Origin of the sequence: Agrobacterium deltaense RV3, from assembly GCF_900013505.1 — a bacterium.
In the GTDB taxonomy this organism is placed as follows: Bacteria; Pseudomonadota; Alphaproteobacteria; order Rhizobiales; family Rhizobiaceae; genus Agrobacterium; species Agrobacterium leguminum.
In genome coordinates this window covers 247,521-263,056 of sequence record NZ_LT009746.1, presented here as the reverse complement: position 1 = coordinate 263,056, position 15,536 = coordinate 247,521, and the positions used below count along the sequence as shown (strand labels likewise).

12 protein-coding genes are annotated in these 15,536 nt (G+C 59.4%); 6 read left to right on the top strand and 6 right to left on the bottom strand.

The window, feature by feature from the left end:
• Positions 1–31: 31 nt before the first annotated feature.
• The 5 genes from AGR7B_RS15600 to AGR7B_RS25945 form a co-directional block, all read right to left on the bottom strand.
• Positions 32–3,172 (bottom strand): efflux RND transporter permease subunit, encoded by a 3,141-nt coding sequence (locus AGR7B_RS15600; RefSeq protein ID WP_078052568.1) that lies wholly within the window; start codon positions 3,170–3,172, stop codon positions 32–34.
• Positions 3,169–4,446 (bottom strand): efflux RND transporter periplasmic adaptor subunit, encoded by a 1,278-nt coding sequence (locus AGR7B_RS15595; protein ID WP_080857255.1) that lies wholly within the window; start codon positions 4,444–4,446, stop codon positions 3,169–3,171. The genes AGR7B_RS15600 and AGR7B_RS15595 overlap by 4 nt, the downstream gene beginning before the upstream one ends.
• A 290-nt stretch (positions 4,447–4,736) precedes the next feature.
• On the bottom strand, positions 4,737–5,933 hold the full coding sequence (locus tag AGR7B_RS15590; protein WP_003519875.1) for a polysaccharide biosynthesis/export family protein: 1,197 nt from the start codon (positions 5,931–5,933) through the stop codon (positions 4,737–4,739).
• 414 nt (positions 5,934–6,347) lie between these two features.
• Positions 6,348–7,472 carry a glycosyltransferase family 4 protein gene (locus AGR7B_RS15585; RefSeq protein WP_003519874.1) on the bottom strand — a complete coding sequence of 375 codons (1,125 nt, stop codon included), beginning with the start codon at positions 7,470–7,472 and terminating at the stop codon, positions 6,348–6,350.
• Positions 7,473–7,651: 179 nt separating this feature from the next.
• Positions 7,652–7,864: a hypothetical protein gene (locus AGR7B_RS25945; protein WP_125146320.1), complete on the bottom strand. Its 213-nt coding sequence runs from the start codon at positions 7,862–7,864 to the stop codon at positions 7,652–7,654.
• Positions 7,865–7,976: 112 nt separating this feature from the next.
• Between AGR7B_RS25945 and AGR7B_RS15580 the strand changes: the two genes are divergently transcribed.
• From AGR7B_RS15580 to AGR7B_RS15560, 5 genes are all read left to right on the top strand, one after another.
• Complete coding sequence (locus AGR7B_RS15580) at positions 7,977–9,503, top strand: ABC transporter substrate-binding protein (RefSeq protein ID WP_080857254.1); 1,527 nt, start codon at positions 7,977–7,979, stop codon at positions 9,501–9,503.
• 207 nt (positions 9,504–9,710) lie between these two features.
• Entirely contained in the window at positions 9,711–10,652 is a 942-nt protein-coding gene (locus AGR7B_RS15575) for an ABC transporter permease (protein WP_162934171.1), read from the top strand.
• Positions 10,652–11,527, top strand: a complete 876-nt coding sequence (locus AGR7B_RS15570) for an ABC transporter permease (RefSeq protein WP_080857252.1) — start codon at positions 10,652–10,654, stop codon at positions 11,525–11,527. The genes AGR7B_RS15575 and AGR7B_RS15570 overlap by 1 nt, the downstream gene beginning before the upstream one ends.
• A 1-nt stretch (position 11,528) precedes the next feature.
• Entirely contained in the window at positions 11,529–12,752 is a 1,224-nt protein-coding gene (locus AGR7B_RS15565) for an amidohydrolase/deacetylase family metallohydrolase (RefSeq protein ID WP_080857251.1), read from the top strand.
• An 88-nt stretch (positions 12,753–12,840) separates the two neighbouring features.
• Positions 12,841–13,335 (top strand): RidA family protein, encoded by a 495-nt coding sequence (locus AGR7B_RS15560; RefSeq protein ID WP_080857250.1) that lies wholly within the window; start codon positions 12,841–12,843, stop codon positions 13,333–13,335.
• 6 nt (positions 13,336–13,341) lie between these two features.
• Here AGR7B_RS15560 and AGR7B_RS15555 read toward each other — a convergent pair whose 3' ends face one another.
• Complete coding sequence (locus AGR7B_RS15555) at positions 13,342–14,178, bottom strand: IclR family transcriptional regulator (RefSeq protein ID WP_080857249.1); 837 nt, start codon at positions 14,176–14,178, stop codon at positions 13,342–13,344.
• A gap of 88 nt (positions 14,179–14,266) precedes the next feature.
• Here AGR7B_RS15555 and AGR7B_RS15550 point away from each other — a divergent pair, with 88 nt between their 5' ends.
• Positions 14,267–15,463 carry an aminotransferase class V-fold PLP-dependent enzyme gene (locus AGR7B_RS15550; protein ID WP_080858123.1) on the top strand — a complete coding sequence of 399 codons (1,197 nt, stop codon included), beginning with the start codon at positions 14,267–14,269 and terminating at the stop codon, positions 15,461–15,463.
• Positions 15,464–15,536 lie beyond the last annotated feature (73 nt).

Genomic DNA, 15,536 nt, shown 5'->3' with positions numbered 1-15,536 from the left:
ACGTCCGGACAAGTCGTAAAATCAAAATGATCTAGGCAGCGACGGAATCAGGTTCGCCTTTGCCCTCTGGCTTTTGCGGCTCGGCGTGCTTCCCGGCTGATTTCTTGCGGGAAAACAACCCGGTGAGGAAGTGGCCGAACCGGTCCATTTCCACGAAAATGACAGGCGTGATGAACAACGTCAGCAATTGCGAGACGATAAGGCCGCCAACCACGGCGACGCCGAGCGGCTGGCGCAGTTCCGAACTCGCGCCCGAACCGAGCGCGATGGGAAGCGCCCCAAGCAGCGCGCAGAAGGTCGTCATCATGATCGGCCGGAAACGGCGCACGCAGGCCTCGTGAATGGCGGTTGCGGGCGGCTCGGCCTTTTCGCGCATCAGTTCCACCGCGACATCGATCATCATGATCGCGTTTTTCTTGACGATGCCGATCAGCATCAGCAGGCCGATCAGCGCGATGATCGAGAAATCCATGCCCATCACCTTCAGCGCCACCAGCGCGCCGAAGGCAGCAGCCGGCAGGCCGGAGAGGATGGTCAGCGGATGGATGAAACTCTCGTAAAGCACGCCGAGAACCACATAGATGGTCAGAACCGCCGCCAGAATGAGAATGCCGGTATTGCCCTGGCTCTGCTGGAAGATCGCCGCCGTGCCGCCATAGCTGGTGAAGACATCCTGCGGCAGGCCTATCGTGCTCTTGATCTGATCGATCCGGCTCGTGGCATCGGAAAGCGCCACGCCGTCCGGCAGGTTGAAGGAGATGGTGGTGGAGACGAGCTGGCCCGTCTGGTTGATGGTAACGGGCGCCTGCGTGCGGGTGAGGCTGGCGAAGTTTGAAAGCGGAACCAGAACGCCCGATTTTGCCGAAAGAATGTTGATATCGCTGAGGAAATCATCATTCCACGGTTTCGAGCTGTCGAATTCCACAATCACGTCGTAGCTGTCGCCGGTCGACTGGATCTGTGCCGCCGTATAACCGCCAAAGGACATTTCCAGCGTCTTGCGCAACTGGTCGTTGGTGATGCCGAAGGCAGCCGCCTTTTCCGGGTCGACGGAAATCGTCGCGGCGATCGCGCCGTTCTGGGCGTCGGAGGTGACTGACGTGAAGGTGTGGTCGCGGCGCATCGCTTCCATCAGCTTGTTCGACCATTCATTGGTCGTGTCGGCATTCAGGCCCTGAACGACGAGCTGGTACTGGCTGGCGGAGCTGCGTCCGCCGAAACGCAGGCTCTGCTGCGGATTGATATAGGTGCGGATGCCCGCCACTTTCGATGTGGCCTGCCCCAGTTCCGCCAGCACCTGGCTGAGCGGCGCGCGCTCTTCCTTAGGCTTCAGCTCCACGAACATCGAGCCGTTGTTCAGCGGATTGCGGGAATTGCCGCCGACTATGGAGGTGACGTGCACCACGGCCGGATTCTTGCGAATCTGATCGGCGACCTGGGCCTGGAGATCGCGCATCGCCGTATAGGAAATATCCTCACGCGCCTGCGTCGAAACCGAAAGACGGCCAATATCTTCCTGGGGAAAGAAGCTGGAGGGCAGGGTTTCGAAGAGATAGAGCGATGCCGCGACCGAGGCGAGAAACGATGCCAAAACGATGCGGCGATGGGAAAGGCACCAGCCGACGGCGCGGCCATAGGCGCGCAGCGTGCGTTCGAAACCCGCATCGAACCAGCGGATGATCGCCGGTGGTCTGGAGGAGTGGCCGGAGAGGCGCGAAGCGAGCATAGGCGTCACCGTCAGCGAGACCAGCGCCGAGGCCATGATCGCGAGCGTGACGACCATGCCGAACTCGTTGAAGAGCCTGCCGATGACGCCGCCCATCAACAGGATGGGGATGAAGACGGCCACCAGCGAGATGGACATGGAGAGAATGGTGCTGCTGACCTCTGCCGCGCCCTGAAGGGCCGCTTCGCGCATGGGCAGGCCTTTTTCATGCAGGCGCAGGATGTTTTCCAGCATGACGATGGCATCGTCCACCACCAGCCCCACCGAAAGTGTCAGACCGAGCAGCGAGATATTGTCGATGCTGTAGCCCAGAACATACATCATGCCGAAGGCGGTGATGAGAGACAGGGGGACTGCAAGACCCGGAATGATGGTCGCCGTCAGGTGCCCGGTGAAGAGATAGATGACCGCAACCACCAGCCCGATGGTGAGAAACAGCGTGAACTGCACGTCCGAAATCGCGTCCTTGATGGCGGTCGAGGCGTCATTCATGACGTTGATATTGACCGAAGGCGGCAATTGCTGGTGAAGCGCCGGCAGCTTGGCCTTGATGGCGTCCACCACGTCGACCGTATTGGCGTCCGGTTGGCGCTGCACGGCGAGAACGATGGCCTGTTCGCCGTCGAACCAGCTGCCGGCATTGGTGTTGTCGATGCTGTCGGTGACATTGGCGATATCGCCGAGATGGATCGGCGCGCCATTATTCGTCGAGACGACCAGCGAGCGGAAGGCGGCCGCATTGGTGCGCTGGGTATCGGCCTCGATCGTCAGGCGCTGATTGTCGTTCTGCAAAGCCCCGACGGGCACCTGATTATTCGCCTGGGCTATGGCCGTGGTGACGGTGTCGACGCCAAGCCCTCTTGCCTGAAGCTGGGCCGGATCGAGGCCGATACGCACGGCATAGGTCTGCGCGCCATAGATGCTCACCTGCGCGACGCCCGATATGGTGGAAAGAAGCGGAGAAATGATGTTCTCGGCGATTTCGTCCACCTTGCTAGTCGGCATCTCCTTGCTATTGACGGCAAGCAGCAGCACCGGCGCATCGGCCGGGTTGGTCTTGCGATAGCTTGGTGTTGTCGTCATGTTGCTCGGCAATTGCCGCTGCGCGCGTGAAATCGCGGCCTGCACATCGGCCGCCGCTGCATCGATATCGCGGTTAAGATCGAACTGCAGCACGATCGAGCTGTTGCCGAGCGTGTTGGTGGCGCTGATTTCGCTGACGCCGGGAATGGTCTCGAACTGCTTGACCAGCGGTGTGGTGACCGATGTGGCCATGGTTTGCGGCGAAGCGCCGGAAAGCGACGAGGAAACGTTGATCGTCGGGAAATCCACCTTCGGCAGGGCGGCGACGGGCAGCAGGCGGAAGCCGGCAAGTCCGGCCAGCACCAGGCCGATGGCGAGAAGCGTGGTGGCGACGGGCCGGTTGATGCAGAAATTCGGGATCATTGGCCGCCAACCTTTTCCTGCGGAATATTGGCGGCCAGATTGCCGGCCGCACCGCCCTTGTCGGAAAATTGCTCGACCACGAACTGGCCGTCGGCAAGTTCGGATTGACCCTCGATAATCACATGCTCGCCGCCATTGAGACCGCTTGCGATGGCGGTAAGATCGCCATTCGAGCGGGCGACTTCCACCGGCGTCATATGGGCATGATGCTCGCTATCGACGGTATAGACGAAATTGCCCTTCGGCCCCGGCCGCACGGCAACCGTCGGTACGACGATCATTTCATCGTCCGAAACGAAGTGCGCGGTGACATTGACGGACTGGCCGGGCCATAAAAGACCGCGATCGTTCTTGAATTCCGCCTTGGCCAGCACCGTACCGGAGGTCTGATCCACCGTATTGTCGTAGAACCGCAGTACGCCGCTCATCGGTTCGCCCCCCGTCGCCGCGGGGTCGACATCGACTGCGGTATCCTTCGCCACGCCTCCTCGCAATTGCGGCAGATAGCGCTGGGAGAGCCGGAAACTGACCGAAATCGGATCGTATTTGGTGATCGTCACGATATTGACGCCGGCGCTGAGATAGGCACCGGGGCTGACGCTGATATCGCCGAGCCGCCCATCGAAGGGGGCACGGATTTCCATGTGCTCGAGCGTCACCTGGTCAGAGGCAAGCGTTGCCTTGTCGGCATCGATTTTGGCGCTGGCGCTATCCCGCGCCGCCCTTGCCTGATCCAGCACCTGCTGGGATTCCGCGCTCTGCTTGACGAGATTGGCGGCGCGCTGGAAGGCGGCCTCCGTCTGCTCCAGCGTTGCCTGATCGGCGGCGATATTGGCCTTGTCCTTGTCGACAGCGGCGCGGGCGATGCGGTCATCCATCTTGAGGATAAGGTCGCCCGCCTTGATATGCTGACCGTCCTTCGCCTCGATTTCCATGACGAGGCCGGCCTGAAGCGGCGCGATATTGGTGATGTCGGCCGCAACCGCCCAGCCCGTCGCCGTTGCATCCATTGGCAACGTCGCCTTGCCGACGGCGATGGTGCTGACGGTGGGTGGCCCGCCGTTGCGCCGCCCTCCACCCTGTTTTTGTCCCTGCTGCCGGGCTGGTTGGCCGCTTTGGGAGGACTGCGTCGCCGTTTCGGCGTCGGCCCTGGGAGACACGCTGGCAAATTGCTTGATATAGGGGACTTGATCGAGCGGCAGGCGATCCTTGAAATACCAGGCACCGGCGGCTGCGATGGCAAGAACGCTGAGAGCGGTCCAGAAACGTTTCATCTGACGATTCCGCGTAATGAGAGCGATACATGTTTCCCGAACATGTGCGGTAAGCCTTGGGAGCAGCTTTTCCCCACAAGACACCCAATGCGCTGCGAAATCACCTTAAACTTTTGTAATGGCGGCGACAATGACCGTCGCTATATCGCTTGCCTTTCAGGAGGCAGGCGGTTTCGGTTCATGCCCCAGGCAATGCTTGATCATGTCCCCGTTTCGCCGCTGGTTCCGGCCAAGGAAAAAGCCGCCTCGTTTACGGGGCGGCTTTGGTATGAACGGCGAGAAGCCGCCGATTAGAAGGCCCGGATGGCGTTGCGGGTCGCCAGCACGTCCTCGGCGACATTGCCGGTCGTTGCCGGTACGGAGCCGACGAGATCCAGGAACTTGTAAAGTTCGGTGGCCTGCGAGTTGGTGACATAGATGATGTCGCGATCCTGCATCGGGAACTTCGTAGCGGCGAAGAAGGTCGACGGATCGCGCAGATTGGCGCGGAAAATGACCGGAACGTCCTGTCCGGGGAACTTCGACGTATTGATGCCGAGCTTCACGAGAAGATCGCGCTTGACGATACGATAAACATAGACCTGAGCCGGGTCGGCACGGGAATCGAGCAGTCCGCCCGCTTTGCCGAGTGCATCCGAAAGCTTGAGATCGGCATCCTCGAACTCGAAACGTCCGTTGAGGCCCGAAGCGCCGAAAGCAAGATAAGTGCGGCGCTCACGCTCCACCATGATCGTGTCGCCCGGAACCACATAGATGTTTTCGGACGGCGTGCTGACGAGGTGGTTGTAGTTGACGCGGGCGGTCTTGCCGCGACGGATCAACGTGACATAGGATTCGATATTCGGGGCGCTGAGGCCCTTTGCATAGGAGATGACGTCGAGAACCCGATCGCCCGCTTCCGAAAGCTGAACCTTCGTCGGTTCCTTGACATCGCCCAGCACGGAAGCCTGTGCGGAGCGGCTGGAAATCTTGGTGATAAGAACCTGCGGCTCGATGGCGCGGTTGGCGAGCCGTTCCTCGATTTCGCTCTGCACATCCTCGACATTGCGGCCGGTAGCGCGAATCTTGCCCGCATAAGGAACGCTGATATTGCCTTCCCGGTCCACGGTCTGGTTCGGCAGGCTGATGAAGTTTCCGGGACGGCTGCCCGCGTCGTTCGGAATGAACAGGCCGCCGGCCTGGCTTTCAAAGATCGCGACCTGCACCACGTCACCGACACCCATCGGCAGCGCCGGAACACCGCCCTTGCCGCCGCCGAAACTGCCGAGCAGGGTGGTGGTTGTGGTGTCGCCGACGTAATTGAGGACGGAGCTGTTGATGTCGAGCAGCGCGTAGTCGACACCGGCGGTTTTCTGCTTGTCTTTGGAGGCGAATTTCACGGAAGCGTTAGATTCGATCGAGGCTGCATCGGGGCCGGAGGCCGCAGTAACCGTGCAACCCGCCAGTGCTGCAGAGGCAAGCAGAATCGAAACATTCAATAAACGCATTTGGTCCTCGAAATGAATGCCGTCCGAAAAGCAGAAATAATTCGGACATCGTATAAGTTTTTAAAAATAAGCACTTCATAAATGACACCGGTAAAGGAAATCCAAACCGGCATTACATCCGTTCAGCGGAATCGCATCCCTGGATGTTTACGTCCCCTGTCAGGCATATGCCCAATTTCAGACGATGCTTCAAGTTCATCATCGCTCAACTGCGCCGAAAAATTCCGGGCGAGGCACGATGTTTGAATCCCCTGATGGTGTCAGTATTGTTGCGCTTCAATATTCAGTTGGATGCCATAATCTCTTTGATTGCTGCATTGCGCTAGTGCAGTTTTGTCACGCTTGCACGGTTTCTTTTGTCGTTGACTGACGCGAAGAATAATCAATTGTTTTATAAATGTTTTTATGTGCCTGTCATGCCCGCTCAGCCAGTGCGAAATTCACCGTGTCCGCGAATTCACGCAGGAAACGCTCGCGTGAGAAGCGGGCGGCATTGTTGATGCAGGCGTTCTTGTCGAAGCGGTCGGAATTGTCGACGAATTCCTGCACGGCGGCGCAGATTGCCTCCGGTGTCTGCTCACCGAAATAAAGGCCGGTCGGATGGTTGGAGGCGCCAAGCGGAACAACGGTTTCCAGCACGCCGCCCTTGCCATAGGCGATGACCGGTGTGCCGAGCGCCTGGGATTCGACGGGTACGATGCCGAAATCGTCTTCCGCTGCAAAAACGAAGGCTTTCGCCTCGGCCATGTATTTGTGAAGCTCGTCATTGCCGACGAAACCGAGAATTTCGACATTCGGCGTGGCGATTTCGCGGATGCGTTTCATGTCCGGCCCGTCGCCGATGACGACCAGCCGTTTGTCGGGCATCTTTGCAAAGGCTTCCACGATCAGGTGAACCTTCTTGTAGGGCACCAGCCGCGATGCCGTGACGAAATAGTCACCCTTAAGCTCGGACGGAGAAAGATGGGACGTGTCCACCGGCGGATAGATCACGGTGGAATCGCGGCCATAACACTTGCGCACCCGGTTACGGATGAATTTGGAGTTGACCGTCATCAGGTCAACGCCGTTGGCGGTGCGGATGTCCCACATGCGGATATAGTGAAGAATGGCGCGCGCGATCCATGAGGTGAAGCCGCGCGTCAGTCTGGTTTCCTTGAGATACTGGTGCTGGAGGTCCCACGCGTAGCGGATGGGGCTATGGATATAAGAGACGTGAAACTGGCCCGGGCCGGTGATGACGCCCTTTGCGACCGCATAGCTCGAGGAAATCACCAGATCGTAGCCGCTCAGATCGAACTGCTCGATGGCGAGCGGCATCAGCGGCAGATAGGAGCGGTATTTTTTTCGGGCGAAAGGCAGCTTCTGGATGAAGGAGGTGTTGACGGGACGGCCGCCGAGAAACCCCCGGTCGCGCTCGCTCATGAAATCGACAAGGCAGTACAGATCCGCGTGAGGATAAATTTCAAGAAGGTTGTGAAGTACTTTTTCGGCCCCGCCTCTGTCGGTGAGCCAGTCATGCACGATTGCCGTCTTCATAATTTCCTCAACAATTTCAACGTAATAAAAATTTATGTTCCGCCCTGGAATGAAGTTGGGCGGTTTAGAATATTAGGTCTGTCTGCAGCCCTTGAAAATACGGCTGACGGCGTCAAATGGCGTAACGATTAATAAGAATATGCGGGTATGTCTGTGGTGGCCTAGCGTTAGTCCGCTCTTTAATAGCACTTTGTTCGCAAATGCGAAATATCCAACCTTCTTAATTCCCTTTCTTCCTTTGCAGTCAAACGCCAGTCGTCATTCCCTCTCTTCCAGCCGGAAAGAGATGGATACCACGGCACACCGGTTTTTTGGCGAAACTCCCGTTTTTTCACTGCCTTAAACGGTGCTGCCACCTCTCCTGAAGACTTGTCTTGCGTTTTGCCGATCATGGAAACCCATCATCGCGCCGCATTGTCATTGACAAGGCGTCTTATCGAGATATTCTGTTATAAAGATGCATATAACATAATAATGGAACACATAAGAGCTGGGAGCTTGACCATGAGACGTAAACTTGCATTTCTCGCCACCGCCGCTTTGATGTTGGCGCCGGGTGTAATGATGGCTGCGGAGAAGGGCGGTGTTATCAATGTCGCCACGATCGGCGAGCCGCCGACCCTCGATCCCATGGCGTCTACTGCCGATCTCGTCGGCATCGTCACGCAGCACATTTTCGAAACGCTCTATACCTTCGACAAGGGCTGGAAGGTGACGCCGCTTCTGGCGGAAAGCCTGCCCGAGATCAGTGCGGACGGCAAAACCTACACGATCAAGCTCAGGCAGGGCATCAAGTTCCATGACGGCAGCGACATGACGTCCGAAGATGTCGTCGCTTCGCTCGGCCGCTGGATGAAGATCGCCTCGCGCGGCAAGCAGGCAGCCGGCTTTATCGAGAATATCTCCGCGCCGGATGCCGGAACGGTGACGATCGCCCTCAAGCAGCCCTATGCGCCGCTCGCTTCGTTGCTCGCTTTCAACAATTCCGCAGCGATCATCCTGCCCGCTGAAAAGCAGGCGGAGCCGATGGCCGAATTCATCGGCACCGGTCCCTATATGCTGAAGGAACGCAAGGCCGACCAGTATATCCAGCTCGTCCGTTTCGATGGCTACAAGTCCCGCGATGGCGAAAGCGACGGTTATGGCGGTGCACGCCATCAGTATCTCGATGAAATCCGCTTCGTTCCGGTGCCCGATCCGAATACTCGCGTCGAAGCTGCCGTTTCCGGGCAATATGATTACGTCGATTCCATTCCGGTGGAATCCTTCGACAAGGTGAAGTCGTCGTCTGCCTCGCAGCCTTTGATGCTGAAGCCTTTCGGTTATCCGGTCTTCGTGTTCAACACGAAGGAGGGGCTTTCTTCCAAGCTGGAGGTCCGCAAGGCGGTGACCGAAGCGCTGAATATGGAGGATATGCTGGCGGCCGCTTTCGGCAGCACGGATTTCTATGCGCTCGATGGCGCCTATTATCCCGATAATTTCTCCTGGCATTCGGAAGAGGGCGTCGAGGGCAATTACAATCTCGGCAATCCGGAAGCCGCCGCCGAAAAGCTGAAGGCGGCCGGTTACAACGGCGAACCGCTGCGCATCCTCACCAGCCGCCAGTATGAGTTCCACTATAGGATGGCGCAGGTCGCTGCAGAATATCTGAAGCTTGCCGGTTTCAAGGTGGATATGCAGGTTGTGGACTGGGCGACGCTGACGCAGCGCCGCGCCGACCCGAAGCTCTGGGATATCTACATCACCCATAGCCCCTTCCTGCCGGAGCCGGCGCTGATCGGTGCGCTCTCCACCGGCTCACCGGGTTGGTGGGATACGCCGGCGCGCAAGGCGGCGGTTGACGCCTTCACCTCGGAAGCCGATCCGGAGAAGCGCGTTTCGCTCTGGGCCAATGTGCAGAAGACGATCTATGCCGAGCTGCCGCTCATCAAGATCGGCGACTTCAATGCCGTGGCGGCCAAGTCCAACAAGCTGGAAGGCGTCGATCCGGCTCCCTGGCCTTACTTCTGGAATGCGTCGGTTACGAAATAAGGCCGGCACCACACGCCGTCACCCCGGCCTTGAGCCGGGGTCCAGCGCGATCAAGTCCTTGATCGCAAGAGACCTTTTCACCACGCGGACGCGTGTGGCTGGATGCCGGATCAAGTCCGGCATGACGGAAGTGAGCAGTCGATCTTTAAGCAACCCGGTTCAACCGTCGCCTGATAGCGGCAATCACGCGCTTCGGAGCCTTCATACGTGATACGGTATATTTTCCAGAGACTTGCGGGAATGATCGTGGTGATGTTCCTCGTCGTCACCATCGTTTTCGTCATCCTGCGCGTCACGCCCGGAGATCCGGCGGCCGTGATGCTGGGGCCGGATGCCTCGGCGCAGGATATTGCGGAGCTGCGCGGCCGGCTCGGCCTCGATCAGTCGCTCGGCGTGCAATATGTCTATTATATCGGGCAATTGCTGAAGGGCGATCTCGGCCAGTCTATCTTCCTCAATATGCCGGTGGGATCAGCCCTGCTGGACCGGGCCGAACCGACCTTTTTCCTGACGATTTTTTCGCTGCTGATCGCCAGCGTCATCGCGCTTCCCATCGGTATCTATGCCGCGTACCGGCGTGGCTCTTTTGTCGATCAGGCAGCGACGACGGTGGCGATGCTGGCGGCGAGCATTCCGAGCTTCTGGCTCGGCCTCATCCTCATGCAGGTCTTCGCCGTGCGGCTCGATCTGTTCCCGGTATCGGGTTATGGCGGGCCGGGCGCGAGCTTCCTTGAGCGCATGTATCACCTGACCCTGCCGGCAATCGCGCTCGGCCTCGTTTCCTCCGCCCTCATTTTGCGCTTCACCCGCGCCTCGATGCTGGATGTTTTAGGTGACGACTATGTCCGCACCGCCCGTGCCAAGGGCGTCAAGGAGCGCCGCGTGGTGATGAAACATGCGCTGAAAAACGCTCTTATTCCTATCCTGACCGTGCTCGGACTTACCGCCGCCGTGCTGATTTCCGGCGCGGTCGTCACGGAAACCGTCTTCGGTCTGCCGGGCGTCGGCAATCTCGTCGTCTCGGCCGTTCTCCGGCGCGATTATCCGGTCATTCAGGGCGCGCTTCTCGTCATCGCCGGGCTTTACGTGCTCATCAATTTTGCAATCGACATGCTCTATCTGCTGGTCGATCCGAGGGTTCGTTACTGATGGCCGATATTTTTTCCACCGCCCCGCCGGCACGCAACCCGACCGTCCTGTTCATTCGGCGTCTCCTGAAGCGCAAGACGGTCGCTGCCGGTCTCATTGTGCTGCTCGTCTTCGTGCTGCTCGCGGTTTTCGCGCCGATGATTGCGCCCTATTCGCCGTCGAAACTGTCGATCGTGAACCGCCTGAAGCCGCCAAGCGAGCTTTACTGGTTCGGCACCGACGAGTTCGGCCGCGACGTGTTTTCCCGCACCATCTATGCCGGAAGACTGTCGCTTCTGGTTGGTGCAGCCGTGGTGGCGCTTTCGGCGCTGATCGGCATCACGCTCGGCCTGCTTGCCGGTTTCTTCCAGAAGCTGGATACGCCGATCGCGCGACTGATCGATGCGATGATGGCATTTCCGGATATCCTGCTGGCGATTGCGCTGGTGGCGGCACTCGGCCCGTCGCTGACGACTGTCATCATCGCACTTGCCGTGGTCTATTCGCCGCGCCTTGCCCGCATCGTGCGCGCCTCGACGCTGGTGATCCGCGAATTGCCCTATGTGGAGGCGGCGAAGGCGCTCGGCATTTCCACCTTCCACATCATGACGCGGCATGTGCTGCGCAATCTGGTTTCGCCGATCCTCGTGCAATGCACCTTCCTCTTCGCCAGCGCCATGCTGGCGGAGGCCGGCCTGTCGTTTCTGGGGCTCGGTGTCAGCCCCGAAATTCCGACCTGGGGAACCATGATCTCCGCCGGTCGCCAATATATCGGCCAGGCCGACTGGATGACCTATTTCCCCGGCTTTGCCATCATTCTTTCCGTGCTGTCGCTGCAAATGGTCGGTGACGGGCTGCGGGACATGCTCGACCCAAGACTGCGAAGGGATTTGTAATATGACGTCCGGTGAACAGGCGAAAACGCCTCTTCAAGCTCCCATTCTTCTCACCAATGTCAAACCCGTTGGTTTCGAAAAGGGCGCACCACAGGCTTCGACCGATATCCTGATCGGCGGCGATGGCAGGATTGCTGCGGTTGGGCTTGGCCTTCAAGCGCCTGCTGATGCGCAGCGCATTGATGCCAAGGGTGCCTTCATTTCGCCCGGCTGGGTCGATCTGCACGTGCATATCTGGCATGGCGGCACCGATATCTCCATCCGCCCCTCGGAATGCGGGGCCGAGCGCGGCGTGACCACGCTGGTGGATGCCGGTTCGGCGGGTGAGGCGAATTTCCACGGTTTCCGTGAATATATCATCGAGCCCTCGAGGGAACGCATCAAGGCCTTCCTAAATCTCGGTTCCATCGGTCTCGTCGCCTGTAACCGCGTGCCGGAACTGCGCGACATCAAGGATATCGATCTCGATCGTATCCTCGAATGTTACGCCGAAAACAGCGAACATATTGTCGGCCTCAAGGTGCGGGCGAGCCATGTTATCACCGGCTCCTGGGGTGTTACGCCGGTCAAGCTCGGCAAGAAGATCGCCAAGATCTTGAAAGTGCCGATGATGGTGCATGTGGGCGAACCGCCCGCACTTTACGACGAGGTGCTGGAAATTCTCGGCCCCGGCGATGTCGTGACCCATTGCTTCAATGGCAAATCGGGTTCCAGCATCATGGAAGACGAGGACCTGTTCAACCTTGCCGAACGTTGTGCGGGCGAAGGCATTCGGCTGGATATCGGCCATGGCGGCGCCTCCTTCTCCTTCAAGGTGGCGGAAGCGGCGATTGCGCGCGGGCTGCTGCCGTTCTCGATCTCCACGGATTTGCATGGCCATTCGATGAATTTCCCGGTCTGGGATCTGGCGACGACCATGTCGAAGCTGCTGTCTGTTGACATGCCTTTCGAGAACGTCGTTGAGGCCGTCACCCGCAACCCGGCCTCCGTGATCCGCCTCGATATGGAAAACCGTCTCGATGTCGGCCAGCGCGCCGATTTCACGGTTTTCGATCTCGTGGATTCCGATCTGGAAGCGACCGATTCCAATGGCGACGTCTCGCGCCTGAAGCGCCTGTTCGAGCCGCGTTACGCGGTCATCGGCGCGGAGGCGATTGCTGCCAGCCGTTACATTCCAAGGGCGCGCAAGCTCGTGCGCCACAGCCATGGTTATTCCTGGCGCTGAACCCAAATGGACAAGGCGGAGGAGGGCAATCCCCTCCGTCTTCCGCAGAGATTAAGGGATACCCGTCCCTGTATTATGAGGAATTCGCGTGAAACAGTCTTCGCTTGAGGCAGAGGGGCGTCATTCGCCCTATGACCGGCTCGCCGCGCTCGGCATTTCCCTGCCGCCGCCGCCGCCGCCGATCGCCAATTTCGTCACCCATGTGGTGGAAGGCAACATGCTTTATCTTTCGGGGCAGGGGCCGCGGGAGGAAAATGGCCATCTTTACGCCGGCAAGGTGGGCGCGGAAATCGGGCTGGAAGAGGCCTATAACCATGCGCGGCTCGCCGGCATCAACCTGCTTGCCGTCATGCATGAGGCGCTGGGGGACCTGTCGCGGGTGAAGAAGGTGGTCAAGCTGCTCGGCATGGTCAATGCCGTCAGCGATTTCCGCGATCATCCGAGCGTCATCAATGGCTGCTCCGATCTCTTCATCGATGTGTTCGGCGATGCGGGACAGCACGCCCGCTCCGCCGTTGGTTTCGGCTCACTGCCGGGCAACATCACCGTTGAGATTGAAGCCATCGTCGCACTCAAAGATTGAGGCCGTTCAATGGTTGCGCCAGCCCATCAGCTTTTCGATCCGTTCCGCCGAGACCCTGACCTGTTCGGTATAATGGTTCTCGTCCGCCAGTACCTTCTGCTCCGGCAGCACGATGGAAATTGTCGCCACGCATTCGCCCCTGTTGTCGCAGATCGGCGAGGCGATGCAGGCGACGGCGTAGTCGGATTCGGCGACCTGTATCGACAGCCGGTCATGGAAGGCGGCGCCTGCCGATTGCGACAGGGTCTCCGGGTTGATTTCCGCACGGCCCGTGGGAGAAGTGCGGGCGCAACGGCGGAAAAGCTCGACGCGTTCGGCCTCCGGAAGATGCCCGACGAGCAGGCGGCCGGATGCCGTCCAGTTCAGCGGAACACGGGTGCCGACGCGCGAGGCGACCTGAAAATGGCTCGGCCCGTCGGCCATGGCCAGCACCAGCATATGGTCGCCGTCGCGGCCGCAAAGCTGCACGGTCTCGCCCGCATGGCGGCACAGATCGTGCATTTCGTGGGTGGCGACACCCATGAAATCCAGCGAGCGGGCATAGGCAAGACCATAATGGTAAAGCCGCGCGCCGAGCCAGATATTGCCATCGGCATTGCGCGCCAGCATGTTCTTTTCGATGAGATCGTCGATGATCACATAGACGGTGGAAAGCGGCGCCTTGATGGCCTTGGCAATAGCGTAAGCGCCCGCTGGCGATCCGGTTTCATAAAGGTAATCAATAACCTGAAGGGCGCGGTCGATACCGCTGACGCGCGAGCGCTTGGCCGCCTTCGCGTCCGCGTTTTCGGCGGCGTCGGACAGGGCGGTTGAAGGCGTTTCGTCCAGTCTATGGGCGTCCAATTTTGGCTCCTCACGGGTTTTGAGAAGCTATTACATTATTATGGCATATATGTCGATGCCCATCGCATCGCAAGGACAGGAGAAAGACATGACCGAGGATATCAGAAGCAGGATCGGCCTTCGCCCGGTCATCAACGTCTCGGGCACCATGACCTCGCTCGGCGCTTCTATCGTCGTTCCGGAAGCGGTCGAGGCCATGGCGGCCATCCTGCCGCAATTCGTCGAGATCAACGATCTGCAACGCAAAGCAAGCGCGGTGATATCGAGGCTGACGGGCGGCGAGGCCGGTTTCGTCACGGCCTCCTGCTCCTCGGGCATAAGCCTCGCGGTGGCGGGCGCCATTACCGGCAATAATCTGCTGGCCATCGAAAAGCTGCCCGATGTGACCCCGGAAAAGAACGAGGTTCTGGTGCAGATGGGTCATGTGGTGAGCTATGGCGCGCCGGTGGATCAGGCAATCCGTCTCGGCGGCGGCAAGGTGGTGCTGATCGGGCAGGCAACATCGACCCATCGTTTCCACATGGAAAACGCCATTACCGAAAAGACGGCTGCGGCGGTCTATGTCGTCTCGCACCATGTGGTGAATTACGGTCTGCTGCACCTTTCCGAATTCGTCCAGATTGCCCACGCCAAGGGCGTGCCTGTCATCGTCGATGCGGCTTCCGAATATGATCTGAAGCTGTTTCTGGCAACGGGCGCGGATGTGGTGCTTTATTCCGGCCACAAGTTCCTCGGTGGCCCGACTTCCGGCATCGTCGCCGGCAAAAAGGAGCTGGTGCGCAGCGCCTTCCTGCAGAATATGGGCGTTGGCCGCGGCATGAAGGTCGGCAAGGAAAGCATCTATGGCGTCATGGCTGCGCTGGAAGCCTGGGAAAAGCGCGACCATGCCGGCATTCGCGAGCGTGAAACCGGCTACCTCAACCTCTGGAAAAAGAAGTTGGACGGACGCCCGGGCGTGACGGCGCTGATCGAGCCCGACCCGACCAACAACCCGCTCGACCGTCTGCGTGTCATCATCGATGCCGAGGAAGCGCATATCACCGCCTGGGACCTGACGACGGCGCTTGCCAAAGGTAACCCGCCGATCATTGCCCGCGATCACGAGGTGGAACACCGCTATTTCTATCTCGACCCCTGCAACCTGCATCCCGGCCAGGAAACCATCGTGGCTTCCCGGCTAGCCGAGGAGCTGGACAAGGCGCGCGCCTCCAACGAGGTGATTGCAACACCGTTCGAGGACCGCAGCCGCCACCGTTTCGACAGCATGCTGCGCTGGCCGGACTAAGTAACGACTGCATATGGAACGAGCGGGTGCCATGAGTTTCTTCTCCCCGAGGGGGAGAAGTCCGCGGCAGCGG

Excerpts from the sequence above, each read along its gene's own strand:
- AGR7B_RS25945 (WP_125146320.1), bottom strand. The coding sequence starts at position 7,864 with ATGATCGGCAAAACGCAAGACAAGTCTTCAGGAGAGGTGGCAGCACCG.
- AGR7B_RS15550 (WP_080858123.1), top strand. The coding sequence starts at position 14,267 with ATGACCGAGGATATCAGAAGCAGGATCGGCCTTCGCCCGGTCATCAAC.
- AGR7B_RS15585 (WP_003519874.1), bottom strand. The coding sequence starts at position 7,472 with ATGAAGACGGCAATCGTGCATGACTGGCTCACCGACAGAGGCGGGGCC.
- AGR7B_RS15580 (WP_080857254.1), top strand. The coding sequence starts at position 7,977 with ATGAGACGTAAACTTGCATTTCTCGCCACCGCCGCTTTGATGTTGGCG.
- AGR7B_RS15595 (WP_080857255.1), bottom strand. The coding sequence starts at position 4,446 with ATGAAACGTTTCTGGACCGCTCTCAGCGTTCTTGCCATCGCAGCCGCC.
- AGR7B_RS15590 (WP_003519875.1), bottom strand. The coding sequence starts at position 5,933 with ATGCGTTTATTGAATGTTTCGATTCTGCTTGCCTCTGCAGCACTGGCG.
- AGR7B_RS15570 (WP_080857252.1), top strand. The coding sequence starts at position 10,652 with ATGGCCGATATTTTTTCCACCGCCCCGCCGGCACGCAACCCGACCGTC.
- AGR7B_RS15600 (WP_078052568.1), bottom strand. The coding sequence starts at position 3,172 with ATGATCCCGAATTTCTGCATCAACCGGCCCGTCGCCACCACGCTTCTC.
- AGR7B_RS15565 (WP_080857251.1), top strand. The coding sequence starts at position 11,529 with ATGACGTCCGGTGAACAGGCGAAAACGCCTCTTCAAGCTCCCATTCTT.